Source organism: Thalassococcus sp., from assembly GCF_982780845.1.
In genome coordinates, this window is the sequence record NZ_CEYADA010000004.1 from 96,716 (window position 1) to 115,858 (window position 19,143).

The following is a 19,143-nucleotide window of genomic DNA, read 5'->3' on the forward strand; positions in this document are numbered from 1 at the left end:
GGTCACTCTGTGATATAGGCGTCGGCACGCAGCTGCGCGAGGTAGCCATCAGCCAAGGAACCCAGACGACGGTTACGCAGGCCAAGCGCCAGCGTTTCACGATCCGCGTCTTCGGCAATCGCATTGGTCCGGCCACACAGCATAAGAACCATCAGCGTCTGACCGTTCGACCGTGTCAGCGCCGTGGAAATCTCACCGGGATCAAGCTTGGACAATTCAAACGCAACATCGGTGGGCAGTTCCGAGGGCGGCAGGCTCTGACGATCCAGAACTTCAGCCGGTTGGCCTTTAGCGATGCCATAGAGGTCGTCACAACGGTCGACTTTGGACGCTACTACACGTGCTTTGGCCAGCGTTTCGGCTGTCCGACCGCCGGGGATGTAGTAGGCGGCGTATTCGACAGCGGCCACTTCCGGTGCGGTATAGCCTGTTTCCTCGATAGCGCGCAGCTGGAATAGCGCGATGCCGTTCGGGATAGGCAGCGGATCAGACACTTCGCCCGGTGCAAGACCCAACAGGATGGGGCGCAGGGCAGGCGGCAGTTCTGTCAATTCGCGCCACGGAAGGCGGCCACCGGCGCCACGGCTGGCTGTCGCGGAATATTTGCGGGCCGCCGCAGAAAACTCGCCCTCAGACGTGTACTGAGAAATCTGTTCGGCACGGGCGCGCACGGCCTCGGCCTGCTGCGGCGGTGCGGGCATGATCAGTTCCGAGATCAGCACGCGCACGTTCGATCCGTTCGCCGAGCTGGAAAGCGCGCGGGAAATTTCCGCTTCCGACACGTTCGATTCACCGCCAAACCGTGCCTGCACATAGTTGCGCCAAGCGACGCCTGCTCGCACGAAATCGCGGAACGTGGTGACATCAACACCAGCACCAGCCAGCGCTTTGGTGAACTCTTCACGGGTCAGATTCGCGCGACCAGCGAATTCCTCCATTGCAGCCAGAATTTCTTCCTCTGACGGTGCAAAACCGGCGGCAGACGCGGCCTGCAGGCGCAGACGGTCGTCGATCAGCTGTTCACGCGCCAGTGTGTTGATGTCGCCGGGGGCATTCAGAACCTGCAGCATGCGCGCGCGTTGCTGCAATTCAAAGCCGGTGATCGCCTGTTCGTTGACCTTGATGACCGGCGAAAACAGCCCTTGCTGCGCGAATGCGCCGGCGGCCATCAGACACAAACCGGTCACCAATCCCGCTGTCAACAAGGCGCGTCCGCGGTTTGGTACTGCAATCGCGGTGCTTGCTTTGCGGTGGTTTTTCTTGCGGTTCAAAAGCTCGAACATGTTCGACGATACTCCTTGGCGCTGCCGCCTGTACTAAATCCTTTTAGCGAAACGGTGAGCCCGAAATCTGTAGATGGCTCAACGTTAGCGGAAGAGGCAAACCGGCGCGAGACCGAAAAATTCACACCGACGCATTCTGTGCTGTAAGTCAGGCCTAAACCTGCCTTGGCCAGACGATCGTCGGCAACATCATAACGCATGTAGCTGCTGCCAGCCCAACTGGGATTGAACTGGTATTCGCCGTCAAAACTCCATTCCGATTGCGCCGCGTCACGCTCTTCCAGCGCGTCTTCGACCAAGAGGATATAAGATGCAGACAGGTCAATGCGATCACTTTCCCACGTGCCGCGCAATTCCGCCTTGTTTAGGCCCGAACCGTCTTCGTTGATCAGGCCGCGTGCGCCGAACATCAAACCGTCGGAATGGCGGACAAAGCCCGACACAAGCAAATCGGAAGATGTGCCCGCAAGGCCTGAGGAGCGTGAGAACACATCATCTTCGTCTTCGCGGAAAATCTTGCCCATGGTCAGGCCTGCCGACCAACCAACCGATGTGTCGCGCAACCAGCGAACGCCAATGGCTGTGATGCGCCCACGTTCGCGGCGATCTTGCGCAGGGAAGCGCGACAGGGCCAGCAAGTTGCCTTCGTCGAATTCGACCCGTGTGGATTCGTCGATGGCCACATTCAGGTTTTCGCCACCGACCCAGGCAGCCTGCGCCACCGGTTCAATCAGATAGCGCGCACCGTCAGCACCTGTTTTCCGCCAAGGCCAGCGCAGCTCGACCGCGGCGGCAGGTGTGATCTGCTGCGCGTCGGAGAGCGACGTTGCGTCTTCGGCGACCATATAGCGGTCGGCCCAAAGATAGGTGGACACTCCGGCGCGAAAACCTCCGGCCAGTGTCCAGCGACGGTGCCATGACATCTCGGTCGAGATGCGCGTCATGTCTCGACCGTCAACCAATGTATCATCGTCACTGCCATCAACATCCAGAGTAGAGGTCCGATAGTGGTGGTGCGCGTTGAACCCGAGACGGATTTCCCCACCCAAAGCCTTGGGATGCAGCCGTTTTTCGTATTCGACGTCGAAAATCAGGGCAGGCTGGGTATCATCGTCTTCGGACACGCGCAGGGATTCATAGCGAATGACGCCTGCACTGAAATATTCGTCCAAACGCGTGCGGCTGACTTCGATTGAGGACTTTAGCCGGTCAGAGCCGGAATAGCCGTAGGTGTCCAGATAGGAATCGTCGCTGGCCGTTTGGAAGTCGAACTTCAGCTTGAAGTCCTGCGGCAGACGAAACAGGCCAGTGCCAAACACATATCCACGCCAGTTGTCAGACGTCAGGTCATCCTGACTGATGGCGGAGTTTATTTCGATGTCGCCATACCGGAATGCGCGGCGATAGCGCGTTTCCAGCGTGCGGGTATTGGGCGACAGATAGGGTGTGAACGTCAGGTCCTGATGATCGCCCAGCGGCACAAAGTAAGGCAGCTTGATCCCCACGCCCAAAAGGCTGGAGGACCGGATCGACGGTGTCAGAAAGCCCCGCGCACGTTTCAGACTTGGATCGGGAATGCGCAGGCGAGGGGCGTAAAACACCGGAATTTTGTGGATGTGAAAGGTCGCTTCATCGAAGTAAATTTGTTTTTCAACTTCATCGTGGATCACACGACGCGCGCGAATTTGCCAAAGAGGAACCTGATCGCGCCCGCAGACCTGACAGGACGTCACGGCCACCTTGGACATCTGCGTATAGCGCCCGTCGACACGACGTGCCTCAAGCGAAGCAAGCTGCAACTGTTCGTCCAGTACAACATGTGCTCCGCGCAGCAGACCGTTTTTCAACTCGGCATCAACTTCGGCACTGTCGGCCAGAAAAATGTTGCCGTTGGGGTCTGTGATCCGAACCTGACCCTCGATCAGCAGTGTACCGGCGGTCTGGTCATATATGATACGGTCCGCGTTCAGGCGTGTGTCTTCGTACAGCGCTTCGACGTTGCCCTCGGCAATCAGGCGGCTGCCGTCTTCCACAAAAACCCGATCGGCCAGAAGCAAGGCGGGCGGTACGGGCTCTTCGATGCTGGATGTATTCGTTGTTTGCGCGAAAACCGGCGACATCAGGCCAAGCAAAACAACAACTGGTAACCAGGCCCGCATCAGCCATCCTCTCGGTGTAGGATGATCCCCAATGCAAGAAACGATGATGCAATGGGGGGTATCCATGCCGCCAGGATCATGTTGATCTGGCCGTTCTCACCTAGGATTTGGGCGAAGTTCCGAATGTAGTAAAGACCAAATCCGACCAAAACCGCAGTCAGAACGGAAATGCCTGTGTTCCCCAACCGCGTGTGCCGCATTGTGAACGCCGCCCCAACAAGAACGAGGGACAGAAGAAAGACCGGACGGGACAGTTCCATATTCAGCCAGACAGCATAACGGATGGCCGAAAAACCAGCAGTTTCAAGCCCCGCGATAAAGCTGGGCATGTTCCAGATCGACACCGAAGATGGTTTGCCAAACCGGTCACGAATGCCTTCAGCGGTAAGCGTCGATGGCAATTCATAAGAGATGTAGTTGGTGGCATTGGCCTCTGGGTTTCCGCCCAAACCCAGATCCCAGATTTTCACGCCAAACATTTGCCAGACACCGTCCTGAAGTTTCGCAGAACGCGCGGTGATACGGCGGAAGGGACCGTTTTCGTTGTCATAGGCAAGAAAGCTGACATCAAACAGGGTCGTGGCCAACGGGCTACTGCGTGCGGCGTGAATAACGGTTTGTCCTTCATCGTCGCCTTGGCGCAGCCAAAGACCCTCGGCCCCAATCGAAAGAACATTGCGTCCGCCATTTTCCAGCTTCTCGGAAAGTTCGCTGTATTGCTTGCTTGTCGCGGCAACGATCGGATTGAACGCGGCGACGGACACAAATCCGATCAACAGCGCCACCACAGCAGGGCCTGCGATGCAGAGCAGGCCGGACCGCCCGGCTGCCCGCGCCACAACCAGTTCCGAACTGCGCGCCAATGTTAGGAACACGCCGATAGAGGAAAGGATCACGATCAGTGGCATCATTTCATATATCGAAGACGGGATGTTCAGCAGTGTCAGTTGTAGAACCGATCCAAAAGCTGCATCGCCCTCAAACCGCCGTAGCTGTTCGATCAGATCCAATAGGGCAAGGAACAGGAAAAAGACTGTCAGAATGCCCAGAAAGACGAAAAGAAACCGTTTGGCAAAATAGAGATGCAGGGTCATGCTGGCACCTCGTCATGGTCCTTACGACGACGGGCAGGCCGGAAGGGTTTGCTGGCACTATGAAGAAGGGCCGCGACCATGCCAAACCCCACCAGACTGGGAAGGTAAATCAAGGGCCAAAGCGTTTCGTCACTGCGGATTGGCGTGACGATTGATCCTTCGACCAGTTTCACGACCACCAAAAGGAAAATGGCAAAAACGATCTGCTTGCCAACGCCGAACCGTGAATAGCCGCCGATCATCAGGGACGAAAACCCGATCATCGCCGCGACCAGACCCAATAGGGGTTGCTGGAACCGCATATGCAATTCTTCGCCAACTTCGCCCAAGGTTGACTTGGTTTCTTCAGCGACGGCATCCTTGTCGAATAGCAAGCGCCAAGTCGATGTCGAATAAAGACGCTCCACACGTCCGACACGGCCCGAGACCATCGCGGTGATGTCATAGGTCACGTCGTCAAACTGCGTCGTAGACAGACGGTTTGTTTCCTTGTTCAGCGTTTGCGCCAAACCATTCACCATGACCAGTCGTACGCTTTCTTCGACCCGCAGCAGGTAGGCGGACTGCGCCGTGTAGGTGACGGTCCGGTCCTCCGTCCGGCGGTCGTCCAGCAAAACGTCACGCAGTTCGCCATCGTCGGTGATTTCGCGAATGAAGAATGTCACGCCAGAGGCGGGGTGCAAAAACACGCCCTCGCGCACCAGTTTAGCGCTGATGGAACGCGACAGCTCAACCTCGCGCTGGCGCAATTGTCCAAGGCTTTGTGGCACCAGAAAATGCGTCAGAACAGACATGATCACCGCAACAAGAAGCCCGAAATACAGGGCAGGGCGCGCCAAACGCCACGGTGAAAACCCTGTGGCTTGAACGACGGTCAGTTCCGATTCCGCGCTTAGGCGGTTGGTCACGTATACCGTGCCTGCGAATGCAGCAATTGGCAGGACGAGTTTCACCACGTTCGGCAGGCTAAGGGCGGTAAATTCTAGAACCACCGCCGCTGAATGACCGTCCGCAATAAGGCGGTCGAACAGGATCACGGCACGGTTCAGCCAGTACACTGAGACAAGCACCAGCGCGAAAAAGCCGAACAGCATTACAAAGCGCGACAGCACGTATCTGTCGAATCTTGCCAAGTGACCCCCCCAAGACCACGGTGTTTTGTTGCGCGACCCTAGCTGATTGCGTGAGAAGGTAAAAGGTCGGTCTGGTCATCGGCGGTGAAGCGCCTTACCTCTGTTCGAAACAATTCGAACCGGGAGAGTTCCATGACCGAACTGCGCGATATTTCTTTTGCCGAAGTTGATCTTGATCTGTTGGCTGAAACCGAAGGCTTTGTATCTGTCTTCATTCCAGCAGATGGCAAAATGAGCCCCGGCGCGCGGCGTCTGAACCGGCTGACAAAGGGGGCGATTGCACGTGTGGTCGGGTCTGATCGTTTTGAAAAACTGTCGGTTGGTGATGCCATTTCGCTGGGCTTTCCGACGGGGATGGCCGCTGAAACCCTTATGGTGATCAAACTGCCGCGCCGGCCCGCGCAGGAAGAAGCCCGCAAGGCAGGGGCGACTATCGCGAAATTGGCAGGCGGCAGCCCTGTTGCTGTCTTGGCCGAATCTACAGCGCGGATCGAAGACGTCGCTTTGGGTGTTGCTCTGAAAGGGTACAAATTCACCGATCACAAATCGGAAAAGGCCGATCCGCTGGCGGCGGCTGTCATCTACTGTTCGAAACCCGATGAGGTCGCGCCGAAAGCCGAAACAGCACTGGCGATTGCGCAAGGCGTGACCTTTACACGTGATTTGGTCAATGAACCGGCCAACGTTTTGACCACCACCGAATTTGCCAATCGTCTGGTGGCGCTCAAGTCTTTGGGCGTCAAGGTGACCGTGTTGGAAGAGGCCGACATGGAAAAGCTGGGCATGGGATCGTTCCTGTCGGTCAGCATCGGGTCCGAAAGCCCGGCCAAACTGGTTGTCATGGAATGGAATGGCGGCGGGGACGAAGCGCCATTGGCGTTGGTCGGTAAAGGTGTTGTCTTTGACACGGGTGGCATCTCGATCAAGCCTTCGGCCGGCATGGAAACCATGACCATGGACATGGGCGGCGCGGGCGTTGTGGCCGGTGTTATGAAGACGCTGGCTTTGCGCAAAGCCAAGGCCAATGTCGTCGGTCTGGTCGGCATCGTTGAAAATATGCCGGACGGTAAGGCGACGCGTCCGGGCGATATCGTGAAGTCCATGAAGGGTGACACGATCGAGATCGTGAACACGGATGCAGAGGGGCGTTTGGTTCTTGCCGATGTGCTCTGGTACGCGCAGGAAACCTTCAAACCTGCAGGCATGATTGATCTGGCGACGCTGACAGGCGCTTGCATCATCGCGCTAGGGCACGACAACGCGGCTTATTTCGCCAATGATGAAGAGTTCGCCAAATCCTACGAAAAATCCGCTGCGGCAGAGGGCGAGGGCACATGGCGTCTGCCTTTGGGCAACGGCTATGCCGAGCTGATCAAGACGCCTTTGGCAGATGTTAAGAACTCAGGCGGTCGCCCTGCAGGCACGATCACGGCGGCGGAATTCTTGAAACGCTTCGTCAAAGATGAAACGCCGTGGATCCACATCGACATCGCGGGCGTGGCCCACGTACCATCTGAGCGTCTGCTGTCAGGCAAAGGCGCAACTGGTTGGGGTGTCATGGCGCTGAACCGTTTGGTCGCGGACCATTACGAGCAGGACTGATGGGCGCGGCCTATTTCTATCATCTGACGCGCAATCCGCTGGAACACACCTTGCCCATTCTTTTGGGCAAGGCATTGGGCGCCGGGTGGCGCGTGACTGTGCGCGGGGCATCGCTGGAAGGCATCGCGCGGTTGGACGACAGCCTGTGGAAACATCCCGAAGAGGGGTTTCTTCCCCATGGTTTGGACACATCGGAAACCGCAGCCGATCAGCCTGTTTTGCTGACCTGCGGGATGAAAAACCTGAACAATTCGGCCTGTTTGATGACGGTCCACGGCGCGGACATCACCGCGGATGAGGTAAACGCCCTAGAGCGCGTCTGCGTCCTGTTTGATGGGGCTGATGGTGCCGCCGTTCAGCATGCGCGCGTTCAATGGAAGGCGCTGACGGATGCAGGGTGCTCGGCGCAATATTGGTCTGAGGAATCCGGTGTCTGGGAAAAGAAGGCCGAACGCTGATCAGCGTTCAAGCACCATGCGCCCGTTGCTGATTTCAAGGCGATCAAACCGGTTGAGATAGCTCATTCCCAGCAAGGAATCCCGCATTTCAGAATCGTTCACGTATGCGTTGACGCCTTGGTCGGAAAACGGCCCGAAGTCGACATTGGCCAGAACGACAGGCGCGGTTCGCACCGTTCCATTGGCCGTGATTGCCGTCGAAAAGAACGCCATATCGTCTGGGCTGATCCCGACACGGGTCGCATCATCGCGGCTAAGCACGGTTCCGGTCGCACCCGTGTCGATCATAAAGCGCACGGGTTGTCCGTTAATGTTCAAAGTGGCGTAGTAATGCCCGTCGCTGGATAGCGGGATTTCAATGCGCCCTTGTTCGGCAAAGACTGCTTGGCGTGGTGCAACTGTCTGGCGGATATCATCCCACAACCCGACAACAGCAATCGCGCCCAGAAAGATCAGCGCCCAGATCGCAGCGTGTTGCAGCACCTTGCCCAGTGACCGCCGGTTCTGAACCAGAAACCAGAAGATCAGCACGCTGCCCAATAGCGACAAATATAACAGGTTGGCCGTGTCGTCCGCGCTCATGTTCAGTCCTTATTCCTTGTCATCCAAATAGGAACGCAGGGGCTGAAATGTAAGGCTACCCCGTGCCAAGCCCGAAGGCGCGCAGGCCATCCAGAACGAACTGAACCGACAAAGCGGCCAGAAGCATCCCCAGAAGTCGCGTCACAACGGTGATCCCGACGCGGCCCAAAGCCTTTTCAATAAAGCCCGAGATCAGGAAAAAGGCCAGAACCATGAATATCACAAGCAGCATCACGCCGAGCACCGCAAAGGTGTGTAGCAGCGAATCCGACTGACCTGTCAGCAGGATCATCGACGCAATCGCGCCCGGGCCGGCAATCAGCGGGATGGCGATAGGGAACACAGACGGATCAGGTGCGTCTTCGGGGTGATCGGCCTTGTCCTCGCGCCGCTTTGTGCGCCGTTCGAACAGCATGTCCAAAGCGGTCAGGAACAGCAGAATGCCACCGGCGATCCGGAAAGCAGGCATCGAAATCCCGATAAAGCCCAGCACCTGTTCGCCCAGAAAGGTAAAAAGGCACAGGATGCCAAAGGCGATCACACAGGCGCGGATCGCAATGGCGCGGCGCTGTTTGGCGCTGCTGCCTTGGGTCAGGGCAATAAAGATCGGCGTCAGACCAATTGGGTCAATGACCACAAAAAGCGTGGCAAAGGCGCTGATCAGAAAGGCGGTGTCCATGAAGCCTCGTTCTTGGTTTTCGCGGTCAGGTTAACCCTGTTCCAACTCTTCCAGTTTTTCAATCGAAGTCATCCAGAGCGTTTCCGCGCGGTCCAGACCTTCCATGATCTCGGCGTATTTTTTATTCCAGACTTCCAGCTCGCCGGCTTTGGCGCTGTCGTAAAGTTCCGGATCAGCCAGCTTGGCGGCCAGCTTTTCACGCATTTCTTCGATCTTTTTGACGCGTTCTTCGCATTTGCGGGCTTCCGAACGAGCGGCAAGAATGGCGTCGCGGCTCGGTTTTACCGTTTTGGCAGGCTTCGGTTTTTCGGCCTTGTCCGATTTGTCCTGCGACAAAAGCATCCGGCGGTAGGCTTCCAGATCATCCTCATAGGGTTTGACCGTGCCGTCTTTGACCAGCCAAAGGCGGTCGGCCACAAGGCTAAGCAAATGCATATCGTGGCTGACCAGAATGACTGCGCCGGAATATGCGGTCAGTGCCTCGACCAAGGCCTCACGACTTTCGATATCAAGGTGGTTGGTCGGTTCGTCGAGGATCAGCATATGCGGCGCATCAAGCGTGGCCAGCAGAAGCGACAGACGTGCCTTTTGCCCGCCGGACAGGCGCGCGACCTCGGTATCGGCCTGATCCGCGCCAAGGCCGAAACCGGCCAGTTGCGCGCGCAGTTTCGATTGATGCACCTCGGGGCGTTCGCGTTGCAGGTGCTGCAGCGGTGTTTCGTCGATAAACAACTCATCAACCTGATGCTGCGCGAAATAGCCGATGCGCAGCTTTGACGACGCTGTCTTGCGACCAGCCATCAGCGGCAGGCGATCAGACAGCAGTTTGGACAGCGTGGATTTCCCTTCGCCGTTCTTACCCAGCAACGCAATGCGGTCGTCCTGATCGATCCGCAGGCTCAGATTTTTCAGAACAACGGTATCGCCATAACCCGTCACACCGTTTTCCAGATGAATGATCGGCGGCGAAAGCTCATCCGGCTGCGGGAAGGTGAAGACGCGCTTTTCTGCTTCCTCGGGCAGGGCGATTGTGTCCATCTTTTCGATCATCTTCAGGCGGGCCTGCGCCTGTTTGGCCTTGGATGCCTTGGCGCGGAAGCGGTCCACAAAGCTTTGCAGGTGGTCCTTGCGCGCCTGTTGTTTGCGCGCCTGAGCGGCCAGAACGGCGTGGCGTTCGGCACGCTGGCGGGCGAACTGGTCGTACGGGCCTTGCCAGAACGTCAGCTTTTTCTCGGACAGGTGCAGAATGCCGCCGACAGCACGGTTCAGCAGCCCACGGTCGTGGGAAATGATCAGAACGGTGTGCGGATATTTGGCCAGATAGGCCTCAAGCCAGAGCGCACCTTCAAGGTCCAGATAGTTGGTCGGTTCGTCGAGCAGCAGTAGATCGGGCTGCGCAAGCAGAACACCCGCCAACGCGACGCGCATACGCCAGCCACCGGAAAAGGCCGAACAGGGCATTTTCTGTTGTTCATCGTCAAAACCCAGACCCTTCAGGATCGCACTTGCGCGGGCCTCAGCCGACCATGCGTCGATATCGCTGAGCCGTGTCTGGATCTCTGCGATCCGGTCAGGATCACTGGCGGTTTCTGCCTCGGCCATAAGTGATGCGCGTTCCGTATCGGCTGATAGAACGGTATCGATCAAGGACGTCTCGGACGAAGGCACCTCTTGCGCGACGCCGCCCACTTTGGCGCGTTCGGGCAGTTCAATGGTTCCGCCATCCAGCGTCAGTTCCCCCCTGATCAGGCGGAAAAGCGTGGTTTTACCGGTGCCATTGGCGCCGACGACGCCGACCTTGTGACCGGCAGGAATGGTGGCAGAAGCTTCGACCAGCAAAGGGCGGCCTTCGACCGAATATGAGATGTCTTTGATCCGTAGCATGACCCGCGCTTAGCAGAGCCTTTCGGCCACCGAAAGACGGATCATTCGCCAGATCACAGCAGTTGTGACGACTTTCGCGCAAAATCTGTGTTTTCAAGACGCGTGGGCCATGGTACGGGGGCCGCAATTGTCCGGTAGGGCCGGACGTGTCCCTAACTATTGAGGTTTCCAATGGCGCTTGAACGCACATTCTCGATCATCAAACCCGACGCAACCAAGCGTAACCTGACTGGCAAAATCAACGCCAAGTTCGAAGAAGCTGGTCTGCGCATCGTTGCACAGAAACGCATCCACCTGACAAAAGCTCAGGCTGGCAAGTTCTACGAAGTACACGCTGAGCGTCCCTTCTACGACGAACTGTGCGAATTCATGGCATCCGCTCCTGTTGTTGTTCAGGTTCTGGAAGGTGAAGGCGCAATCGCGAAAAACCGCGAAGTTATGGGCGCAACAAACCCTGCCGACGCTGCACCGGGCACAATCCGCGCTGAGTTCGCGGAATCCGTAGGCGAGAACTCGGTTCACGGTTCCGACGCGCCGGAAACAGCGGCTGTTGAAATCGCGTACTTCTTCTCGGGTCTGGAACTGGTCGGCTAAGCACCGTTTCAATTCGGAACGAATTGGGGCTGTCCATTTGGGCAGCCCTTTTTCGTTCAGGCTGGGTTTGCTGGCAGAACGCCGATTTCGTTCAACACCTTTTCAAACTCAGATTTATGGCTGGCCTTGCTGCCTTTGAATTCAGCGCAGATGGCATCAAAGGTGATCCTCAGATCGTCCTTTTCTTTACCTTTACAATCATTCCATGGCCGCCCCTGCAATGCCATGTGCATCACGTAATAGCCGATGAAATGGGGCTTGGTGCCAGATTGCAAAAGCCTGCGATAGGCCTCATCCGCCCCAAGATCGCGCAATTCCTCGGCGCTGTTGATGCCGGCGCGGGTGCAGGCCTGTTCAACGGCAGGACCAAGATTGCGGATCGAAGAAACCGGACTGCTCATGTCAGAAGCTTGTCGACTTCGCTGCCGGAAATCACATTGCCCAGAGCAGAGAAATCGCCGTCTTGGAACATGGCAGTGGCCGCATCAAAAATGACCTTATGCGTTGCCCTTGCGATGGCCGATCCAAGTGACAGCCGTGCGACGCCTGCATTGGCGAACTCATCGCGTTTATGCTTGGTCATCTGGCCGACGACCAACGCGTTCACGGGAACCGAGACCGAGGAACAGATGGTTTTCAAATCTTCAAACGAAGGCGGGCAGGGGATGTAGACGCAATCCGCGCCTGCGGCTTCAAAACCCTGAATGCGCCGGATGCCTTCGGACAGATCATAGACGCCATTCATCACGCCGTCTGCGCGGGCACAGAGGATAAAGTCATTCGGCAACGCACGCGCCGCACTGGCGGCCGCACGGATGCGGTCGACGGAAAGATCGTAATCGTAGACGCCAGTGTCGGGCAAAGCGGTGTCCTCGATCGAGATGCCTGCCAAGCCGACCTCGGCTGACAGGCGCACCGTTTCGGCGCATTCCTCGGGCGCTTCGCCAAAGCCGTTTTCAAAATCGCCTGACACCGGTAGGGTCACCGCGGAAATAAGCTCTTGCGCATGTGCCAAAGCCTCGTCCCGTGTGACATTGCCCATATCCGGACGGCCAAGCGTAAATGCGTGCGCGGCAGATGACGTTCCGATGGCGTCGGCCCCCAATGCGGCCAGCATTTTGGCTGATCCCGCGTCCCATGCGTTTGCAAGGATAAAGGGGTTTCCTTTCTGGTGGAGCGCACGAAATACCGCGCCGACATCTTTTGTCATTTCAAAGGCTTTCTGCAAATTCTCGTAGGGTCGAGATTGCCTGTTCAAACGTCTGATCGTCAACCGTCATCGCCACACGAATATGACCGGCAGCGGCATGACCAAAGCTTTCGCCCGGCATAACGGCGATGTCGCGTTCATCCAGCAAACGATGGGCAAACTCTTCACCGCTCAAGCCCGTCGAGCGAATATCCAGCATCATGTACATCGCGCCCATCGGCGGGATCACATGGATCGCATTCGAACCGTTCAACAAGCGCATCGCGATATTTTTGCGGCGCTCGAACGGTCTTGCGTGTTTATCCTCAAGCCCGTTGCCTTGGGCCAATGCAAAGACGGCGGCGTCCTGAATGTAGCCTGGCACACCGTAGGTTGTGACAATCGCCAGATCGGCCAGATGGGCAATGGCCTCTTCGGGGCCAATAAGCCAGCCCACGCGACTGCCTGTCATGGCATGGCTTTTCGACATGGACCCGATCTGCAGCGTTCGGTTCGCCATGTCGGGCAGTGCCCGCGGGCTGATGTGCGCGCCTTCCCAGACCTGCGTGCTGTAAACTTCGTCGGAAATCAGCCACATGTCGCGGTCGCGCACAAAACCGCAGATCGCTTCTAATGTGTCTACGCCATAGACCGTGCCGGTTGGGTTGTTCGGTGTGTTGATCAAAAGCGAGGACGCTTTGGGTGTTTCTGCTAATTGTGCGGCTGTCGGACAGAACCCGTTTTCAGGCGCTGTCACGATGGCATGGGGCTTGGCTCCCGCCCCACGGATCGACCCGGGGTAGGTTACGTAATAGGGATCAATATAAAGCGCGGTATCGCCCGCATCGCATGCACATAGATGCGCTGCAAACAGAGCTGCCTGCGCACCGGGGGTGATTAGAACGTTGTCCGCAGTCGTCGGTACGCCGCTTTGTGCATCAACGCGTTTCGCCACGGCCTCGCGCAATTCTGGCGTGCCCGGAACAGCGGCATAGCCCGTGTGGCCGCCTATGGCCGATTGGTGCATTGCCTCAAGGATTGCTGGGTCGGTTTTGTCGTCCGGTTCACCAATCGTCAGTTCGGTGATTTTTTCGCCTGCAGCCACGCGACGGCGCGCTTTGTAAAACACGTCCCAGCCGTCGGTCCCGCCGTTGTTGAGTGTTGCAATGCGATTGGACAATTCCGGCATACATGGCCCCCTGAAATTCACCGCGCTTTTCTGCGCCAGAATTCGAACAGCGTCCATGTCGAAGTTTCTTGTCGGATGATCACCTCGGTGTTACCGTCCGCCTATGAGCACACTGGCAATCATTCGCTGCTGTATTATTCCCTGCTAAGTTATCTTGCGGGCCGCTCTCCTATTTCCTCTTTGATCCGAAGTTGCTAAGCCCGCCGCGACCAGAAGGCCGTAAGGACCCGAGACTATGACGATCAGGCTGACCAACTCGAAGACCCGCGAAAAAGAGGTCTTTGCCCCAATCGATCCGGAAAACGTGCGGATGTATGTCTGTGGGCCGACGGTGTATGACCGCGCGCATCTTGGGAACGCGCGTCCGGTGTTGGTGTTTGATGTACTCTACCGTCTGCTGCGCGAAATCTACGGCGCGGATCACGTGACCTATGTGCGCAACTTCACCGATGTAGATGACCGCATCAACGAAACAGCCCGCAAACGCAAAGAGGCAGGCGCGGAAGGTACGCTGGAGCAGTTGATCGCGGAACGGTCGAACGAGACCATCGCATGGTATCACGAAGATATGGACGCGCTTGGGGCCATGCGCCCTGATCATGAACCGCGCGCAACGGCCTATATCGGCGAAATGATTGCGATGATCGAAAAGCTGATTGAACAGGGCCATGCCTATGCCGCCGAGGGCCATGCGCTGTTTTCCGTTGATAGCTACAAGGAATACGGCGCGCTTTCGGGGCGGTCTGTCGATGACATGATCGCCGGTGCGCGGGTCGAAGTTGCGCCTTACAAAAAGAACCCGATGGATTTTGTCCTTTGGAAACCGTCCAGCGATGATTTGCCTGGTTGGGATAGCCCGTGGGGTCGTGGCCGTCCAGGGTGGCACATCGAATGCTCGGCCATGTCCGAGGCACTCTTGGGCGTTGAATTCGATATTCACGGAGGCGGCAACGATCTGATGTTCCCGCACCATGAAAACGAAATCGCGCAAAGCTGCTGTGTGAATCCGGGAACGGATTTTGCGAAAACCTGGCTGCATAACGAGATGCTTCAGGTCGAGGGCAAGAAGATGTCCAAGTCTTTGGGCAACTTCTTTACCGTGCATGATCTGCTGGAACAGGGCGTTCCGGGCGAGGTGATCCGCTTTGTGATGCTGTCCACGCACTATCGCAAGCCCATGGACTGGACCGAAAAGAAACGGGCCGAGGCCGAGGGTACATTGCGCAAATGGCGTGCGATGACGGCGGATGTGGCGGCAGGCGCGATTCCTCAGGATGTGATCGCGGCAGTCTCCGACGATCTGAACACCGCTGGCGCGCTAACCGTTCTGCACCGTTTGGCCTCAGACGGTGATGCGGCTGGCCTGAAAGCGGGCGCGCAGTTCATCGGGCTTTTGACCGACGAATTGGGCGGCTGGATCGCACCGGCGGCGGATCTGTCTGCGTGGGAAAACAAGCTGGCCGAAGCGCGTGAAACAGCGATGCGGACCAAGGATTTCTCGAATGTCGATGCATTGAAAACCATGCTGCTCGACGCAGGGGTCGAGGTACGTATGTCCAAGGCTGGTGTCGAGCTAATCGCAGGCGCGGGCTTTGATGCAGCCAAACTGGTGGATGTGGACTGATGAGCAAAGAACGCCTGTACCTCTACGACACCACGCTGCGCGACGGTCAGCAAACGCAAGGCGTACAGTTTTCGACATCCGATAAACTGCGGATCACGGCGGAACTGGATGCTTTGGGGGTCGACTACATCGAGGGCGGCTGGCCCGGTGCAAACCCGACGGACAGTGCGTTCTTTGATAAGGTCGACCACACCAAGGCGCGTATGACGGCCTTTGGTATGACCAAACGGGCAGGGCGTTCGGCTGAAAATGACGACGTACTGGCTGCGGTTCTGAACGCAGGCACGCCCTGCGTGTGTCTGGTGGGCAAAAGCCATGATTTTCACGTAAGCGAAGCGCTTGGCATCACGCTGGACGAAAACGTTGAAAACATCCGTGCGTCGATTGCCCATTGTATCGCGCAGGGCCGCGAGGCGTTGTTTGACGCCGAACACTTCTTTGATGGCTACAAAGCCAATCCTGACTATGCGCTCGAATGTCTGCGCGCCGCGCAGGATGCAGGGGCCCGTTGGATCGTTTTGTGCGACACCAACGGAGGCACGTTGCCCAGTGAGGTGCATCAGATTGTGACCGAGGTTATCGCCGCGGGCATTGCAGGCGATCATCTGGGCATTCACACCCATAATGACACGGAAACCGCCGTGGCCTGTTCTTTGGCCGCTGTTGATGCGGGTGTGCGCCAGATTCAGGGAACTCTGAACGGGCTTGGTGAACGCTGTGGCAACGCGAACCTGTTGTCGATCATCCCGACGCTGGTTCTGAAAGAACCGTACCGCAGTCAGCTGGAAACAGGCATCAGCGATGAAGCGCTGGAAGGCGTGACGCGCATCAGCCGTATGCTGGACGAAATCCTGAACCGCGTGCCGCAGAAACAACTCGCCTACGTCGGTTCTTCGGCCTTCGCCCACAAGGCGGGCCTGCATGCCAGTGCGATCCTGAAAAACCCGTCGACCTACGAACACATCGAACCGGCGCTTGTTGGCAACCGCCGTGTGATCCCGATGTCCAATCAGGCGGGTCAGTCCAATTTGCGCAAACGCCTGTCCGAGGCTGGAATTCAGATCGAAGCAGGCGATCCCGCTTTGGCGCGTATCCTCGAGGTTGTCAAAAACCGCGAGGCCGAGGGCTATTCCTACGACACGGCTCAGGCGTCGTTCGAATTGCTGGCGCGCGAAGAAATCGGTCAACTGCCGCATTTCTTTGAGGTCAAACGCTACCGTGTGACGGTCGAGCGCCGGAAGAACAAACACAACAAGATGGTGTCACTGTCCGAAGCGGTCGTTGTTTTGAAAGTCGATGGCGAAAAGAAGCTGTCGGTCAGCGAAAGCATGGATGAAACCGGATCGGACCGTGGTCCTGTGAACGCGTTGTCCAAAGCCTTGGCCAAAGACCTTGGGCAGTATCAGGAATTGATCGAAGACATGCGTCTGGTCGACTTCAAGGTGCGCATCACCCAGGGTGGCACCGAAGCGGTCACGCGTGTTATCATCGACAGCGAAGACGGGCAGGGGCGCCGTTGGTCCACCGTTGGCGTGAGTGCGAACATAGTTGATGCAAGTTTCGAGGCGCTGCTTGATGCGGTGCGCTGGAAACTGGTGCGCGACACCGCCTGAACGCACCCGCAGGATCCGCTAGCATGAGCAAGCCCGAGTTCTCAGACGATCTGAACGCCTGCGCCGCCTTGGTGCAAAAGGGCGATCCAGACCGTTTCCGCTATGCGATGGCGGCCCCTGTTTCGGCCCGCGCGGTTCTGTTTCCGATCTATGCGTTTAACGTCGAAGTGGCCCGCGCACCGTGGCTGACCAAAGAACCAATGATCGCGGAAATGCGCCTTCAGTGGTGGCGCGATGCGTTAGGCGAAATTTCGGACCGTGGCATTGTGCGGCGGCACGAGGTGGTGACACCCTTGGCGCAAGTGCTGACGCCCGAGTTGGCGAATGATCTGGACCGTCTTGTCGCCGCCCGTCGATGGGACATCTATCGCGACCCGTTCGAGGATGCGGCGCACTTTACTCAGTATCTGGAAGAAACCGCAGGTCATCTGACTTATGCAGCAGCCTGCGCATTGGGCACCGCCCCGCGCGATGTGGCAATTGATGCGGGTTATGCCATGGGATTGGCCAGCTATTTCGCTGCTATTCCAGAGTTGGAAAATCAAGGACGCAAACCCTTGGTCGATGGACGGCCCGAGGCGATTGGGTCCTTGGCAGCGGACGGTCTGGCACGGTTGAAACGTGCACGTGCGCAAAGCTCGGCCGTTCCAGCTAATGCAAGACCTGCGTTTCTTGGCGCGCGTAAGGCCGAGAAGGTGCTGAAACAGGTGGTCAAAACGCCGTCGTTGGTGGCTGAAGGCGCACTTGGTCTGTCCGGTCTTTCCGAGACGGCGATGCTTAGTTGGTCGTCGCTCAGCGGGCGTTGGTAAGGCTTACGCCTTAGCCACCGCACGCTGGTTCAGCACCAGCCAGATCAATGCACCGCCAGCCATGGTCAGGAACGGTACCATCGCAAGGTTGACCGCGGTCCATCCTTCAACCGCCGAGCCACCGGAACAGTTCATCAATCCGCCGGACGCCAGCGACGCAAAGGTCACGCCGCCAAAGACGATCAGGTCGTTCATGCCCTGCATCCGGCCACGTTCATGCGGTTCATGCGCACTGGCCAGAAGGGTTGTCGATCCGATGAAGCCAAAGTTCCAACCAAGACCCAGCAGAACCAGAGCGATGTAGAAGTTCTCAAGCTCGACGCCGGCAAGACCGACCACACCGGCAGCGGCCAGGATAGCCAGACCCAGACCCATGATCTTTTCAACGCCAAAGCGCGCGATCAGATGACCGGTAAAGAACGAGGGCACAAACATCGCCAGAACGTGCAGAGTCACAACGTCTGCCGCGTCGGCCTTGTCAAAGCCGCAGCCAACCACGGCCAAGGGCGTGGATGTCATCACAAGGTTCATCAAGGCATAGGACACCATCGCACAGATGACAGCGACAGCGATGGTTGGCGTTTTCAAAAGCTCCATCCGCGACCGGCCCTTTGGGGCGTCCTCGGACGGCACCGGTGGTTTCGGGATGTCGAGGAAGAAGAACAGCAGTGAACCTATCAGGTTGACCGCAATCACCGCCACATAAGTGCCGAGGAAGGGCACCACATAGGCATCGGCGGTGAACTTGACCAATTGCGGGCCAAGGATGGCAGACACCAGACCGCCCGCCATCACATAGGAAATCGCTTTGGGGCGGAACGCGTCTGATGCTGTGTCCGCCGCAGCAAATCGGTAGAACCCCTGCGCCGACATATAGACGCCGGTCAGAAGGCTTCCCAACAGGAAGACAGGGAAAGAGTTCAGATAAAGGCCATAGGCTCCGACCACACCGCCCAAGGCACCGCCAAGCGCACCCACGACAAAGCCTGCGCGGCGGCCGTATTTCTGCATAAAGCTGGAAATCGGCGTGGCGGTCAGCATGGACCCTAGAACGATCATCGAAATGGGCAGGGTCGCAAAGCAGACGTTAGACGCAAGGCTTTGCCCCGCCAACCCGCCAATGGTGAAAATCATGGGCATCTGCGCGCCCAGAATTGCCTGCGCTGCGACCAGTACGGCCACGTTACGCTTGGCGGTGCTATGCGATGAATCTGTCATGCGTAATCGGTAGGACCGTTCCTGCAAAGTTAC

17 protein-coding genes are annotated in these 19,143 nt (G+C 57.5%); 6 read left to right on the forward strand and 11 right to left on the reverse strand.

The window, feature by feature from the left end; all coding sequences use genetic code 11:
• Window positions 1-2: 2 nt before the first annotated feature.
• From AC4FIA_RS05995 to lptF, 4 genes are all read right to left on the reverse strand, one after another.
• Window positions 3-1,169 carry a peptidylprolyl isomerase gene (locus tag AC4FIA_RS05995; protein WP_490365221.1) on the reverse strand — a complete coding sequence of 389 codons (1,167 nt, stop codon included), beginning with the start codon at window positions 1,167-1,169 and terminating at the stop codon, window positions 3-5.
• Between the two features lie 98 nt (window positions 1,170-1,267).
• On the reverse strand, window positions 1,268-3,442 hold the full coding sequence (locus AC4FIA_RS06000; protein ID WP_490365092.1) for an LPS-assembly protein LptD: 2,175 nt from the start codon (window positions 3,440-3,442) through the stop codon (window positions 1,268-1,270).
• A complete protein-coding gene (gene lptG / locus AC4FIA_RS06005) occupies window positions 3,442-4,536 on the reverse strand; it encodes an LPS export ABC transporter permease LptG (RefSeq protein WP_490365093.1) in 1,095 nt (364 codons plus the stop codon). The genes AC4FIA_RS06000 and lptG overlap by 1 nt, the downstream gene beginning before the upstream one ends.
• Window positions 4,533-5,669 (reverse strand): LPS export ABC transporter permease LptF, encoded by a 1,137-nt coding sequence (gene lptF / locus AC4FIA_RS06010; protein WP_490365094.1) that lies wholly within the window; start codon window positions 5,667-5,669, stop codon window positions 4,533-4,535. The genes lptG and lptF overlap by 4 nt, the downstream gene beginning before the upstream one ends.
• Before the next feature lie 132 nt (window positions 5,670-5,801).
• On the opposite strand from lptF, the gene AC4FIA_RS06015 reads away from it, so the two are divergent.
• Window positions 5,802-7,271, forward strand: coding sequence for a leucyl aminopeptidase (locus AC4FIA_RS06015; protein WP_490365095.1), 1,470 nt, complete (start codon window positions 5,802-5,804; stop codon window positions 7,269-7,271).
• Window positions 7,271-7,729, forward strand: coding sequence for a DNA polymerase III subunit chi (locus AC4FIA_RS06020; protein ID WP_490365096.1), 459 nt, complete (start codon window positions 7,271-7,273; stop codon window positions 7,727-7,729). Before AC4FIA_RS06015 ends, AC4FIA_RS06020 begins: the two co-directional genes overlap by 1 nt.
• Here the strand turns inward: AC4FIA_RS06020 and AC4FIA_RS06025 are convergent, their stop codons facing one another.
• Genes AC4FIA_RS06025 through AC4FIA_RS06035 form a run of 3 tightly spaced genes read right to left on the reverse strand, consistent with a single transcriptional unit; the run spans window position 7,730 to window position 10,874 of the window.
• Window positions 7,730-8,311, reverse strand: coding sequence for a retropepsin-like aspartic protease family protein (locus AC4FIA_RS06025; protein WP_473031240.1), 582 nt, complete (start codon window positions 8,309-8,311; stop codon window positions 7,730-7,732).
• 55 nt (window positions 8,312-8,366) lie between these two features.
• Window positions 8,367-8,990, reverse strand: a complete 624-nt coding sequence (locus AC4FIA_RS06030; RefSeq protein WP_490365097.1) for a MarC family protein — start codon at window positions 8,988-8,990, stop codon at window positions 8,367-8,369.
• Between the two features lie 30 nt (window positions 8,991-9,020).
• Window positions 9,021-10,874: an ABC-F family ATP-binding cassette domain-containing protein gene (locus AC4FIA_RS06035; RefSeq protein ID WP_490365098.1), complete on the reverse strand. Its 1,854-nt coding sequence runs from the start codon at window positions 10,872-10,874 to the stop codon at window positions 9,021-9,023.
• A 171-nt stretch (window positions 10,875-11,045) separates the two neighbouring features.
• Between AC4FIA_RS06035 and ndk the strand changes: the two genes are divergently transcribed.
• Window positions 11,046-11,468 carry a nucleoside-diphosphate kinase gene (gene ndk / locus AC4FIA_RS06040; protein ID WP_103909712.1) on the forward strand — a complete coding sequence of 141 codons (423 nt, stop codon included), beginning with the start codon at window positions 11,046-11,048 and terminating at the stop codon, window positions 11,466-11,468.
• A 56-nt stretch (window positions 11,469-11,524) separates the two neighbouring features.
• Here the strand turns inward: ndk and AC4FIA_RS06045 are convergent, their stop codons facing one another.
• Genes AC4FIA_RS06045 through AC4FIA_RS06055 form a run of 3 tightly spaced genes read right to left on the reverse strand, consistent with a single transcriptional unit; the run spans window position 11,525 to window position 13,846 of the window.
• Window positions 11,525-11,869, reverse strand: coding sequence for a TfoX/Sxy family protein (locus tag AC4FIA_RS06045; protein WP_473031243.1), 345 nt, complete (start codon window positions 11,867-11,869; stop codon window positions 11,525-11,527).
• Window positions 11,866-12,678: an isocitrate lyase/PEP mutase family protein gene (locus AC4FIA_RS06050; protein ID WP_490365099.1), complete on the reverse strand. Its 813-nt coding sequence runs from the start codon at window positions 12,676-12,678 to the stop codon at window positions 11,866-11,868. Before AC4FIA_RS06050 ends, AC4FIA_RS06045 begins: the two co-directional genes overlap by 4 nt.
• A 1-nt stretch (window position 12,679) precedes the next feature.
• A complete protein-coding gene (locus AC4FIA_RS06055; RefSeq protein WP_490365222.1) occupies window positions 12,680-13,846 on the reverse strand; it encodes a pyridoxal phosphate-dependent aminotransferase in 1,167 nt (388 codons plus the stop codon).
• A gap of 235 nt (window positions 13,847-14,081) precedes the next feature.
• On the opposite strand from AC4FIA_RS06055, the gene cysS reads away from it, so the two are divergent.
• From cysS to AC4FIA_RS06070, 3 genes are read left to right on the forward strand one after another with little or no spacing between them, the layout of a single operon-like run.
• Window positions 14,082-15,470, forward strand: a complete 1,389-nt coding sequence (gene cysS / locus AC4FIA_RS06060; RefSeq protein WP_490365100.1) for a cysteine--tRNA ligase — start codon at window positions 14,082-14,084, stop codon at window positions 15,468-15,470.
• Window positions 15,470-17,083, forward strand: a complete 1,614-nt coding sequence (gene cimA / locus AC4FIA_RS06065) for a citramalate synthase (protein WP_490365101.1) — start codon at window positions 15,470-15,472, stop codon at window positions 17,081-17,083. The genes cysS and cimA overlap by 1 nt, the downstream gene beginning before the upstream one ends.
• 23 nt (window positions 17,084-17,106) lie before the next feature.
• On the forward strand, window positions 17,107-17,892 hold the full coding sequence (locus tag AC4FIA_RS06070; RefSeq protein WP_490365102.1) for a squalene/phytoene synthase family protein: 786 nt from the start codon (window positions 17,107-17,109) through the stop codon (window positions 17,890-17,892).
• 3 nt (window positions 17,893-17,895) lie between these two features.
• On the opposite strand, the gene AC4FIA_RS06075 is transcribed toward AC4FIA_RS06070, so the two are convergent.
• Window positions 17,896-19,110: an MFS transporter gene (locus tag AC4FIA_RS06075; protein WP_490365223.1), complete on the reverse strand. Its 1,215-nt coding sequence runs from the start codon at window positions 19,108-19,110 to the stop codon at window positions 17,896-17,898.
• Window positions 19,111-19,143: the final 33 nt, after the last annotated feature.

Excerpts from the sequence above, each read along its gene's own strand:
- AC4FIA_RS05995 (WP_490365221.1), bottom strand. The coding sequence starts at position 1,169 with ATGGCCGCCGGCGCATTCGCGCAGCAAGGGCTGTTTTCGCCGGTCATC.
- AC4FIA_RS06000 (WP_490365092.1), bottom strand. The coding sequence starts at position 3,442 with ATGCGGGCCTGGTTACCAGTTGTTGTTTTGCTTGGCCTGATGTCGCCG.
- lptG (WP_490365093.1), bottom strand. The coding sequence starts at position 4,536 with ATGACCCTGCATCTCTATTTTGCCAAACGGTTTCTTTTCGTCTTTCTG.
- AC4FIA_RS06015 (WP_490365095.1), top strand. The coding sequence starts at position 5,802 with ATGACCGAACTGCGCGATATTTCTTTTGCCGAAGTTGATCTTGATCTG.
- AC4FIA_RS06020 (WP_490365096.1), top strand. The coding sequence starts at position 7,271 with ATGGGCGCGGCCTATTTCTATCATCTGACGCGCAATCCGCTGGAACAC.
- AC4FIA_RS06025 (WP_473031240.1), bottom strand. The coding sequence starts at position 8,311 with ATGAGCGCGGACGACACGGCCAACCTGTTATATTTGTCGCTATTGGGC.
- AC4FIA_RS06030 (WP_490365097.1), bottom strand. The coding sequence starts at position 8,990 with ATGGACACCGCCTTTCTGATCAGCGCCTTTGCCACGCTTTTTGTGGTC.
- AC4FIA_RS06035 (WP_490365098.1), bottom strand. The coding sequence starts at position 10,874 with ATGCTACGGATCAAAGACATCTCATATTCGGTCGAAGGCCGCCCTTTG.
- ndk (WP_103909712.1), top strand. The coding sequence starts at position 11,046 with ATGGCGCTTGAACGCACATTCTCGATCATCAAACCCGACGCAACCAAG.
- AC4FIA_RS06045 (WP_473031243.1), bottom strand. The coding sequence starts at position 11,869 with ATGAGCAGTCCGGTTTCTTCGATCCGCAATCTTGGTCCTGCCGTTGAA.
- AC4FIA_RS06050 (WP_490365099.1), bottom strand. The coding sequence starts at position 12,678 with ATGACAAAAGATGTCGGCGCGGTATTTCGTGCGCTCCACCAGAAAGGA.
- AC4FIA_RS06055 (WP_490365222.1), bottom strand. The coding sequence starts at position 13,846 with ATGCCGGAATTGTCCAATCGCATTGCAACACTCAACAACGGCGGGACC.
- cysS (WP_490365100.1), top strand. The coding sequence starts at position 14,082 with ATGACGATCAGGCTGACCAACTCGAAGACCCGCGAAAAAGAGGTCTTT.
- cimA (WP_490365101.1), top strand. The coding sequence starts at position 15,470 with ATGAGCAAAGAACGCCTGTACCTCTACGACACCACGCTGCGCGACGGT.
- AC4FIA_RS06070 (WP_490365102.1), top strand. The coding sequence starts at position 17,107 with ATGAGCAAGCCCGAGTTCTCAGACGATCTGAACGCCTGCGCCGCCTTG.
- AC4FIA_RS06075 (WP_490365223.1), bottom strand. The coding sequence starts at position 19,110 with ATGACAGATTCATCGCATAGCACCGCCAAGCGTAACGTGGCCGTACTG.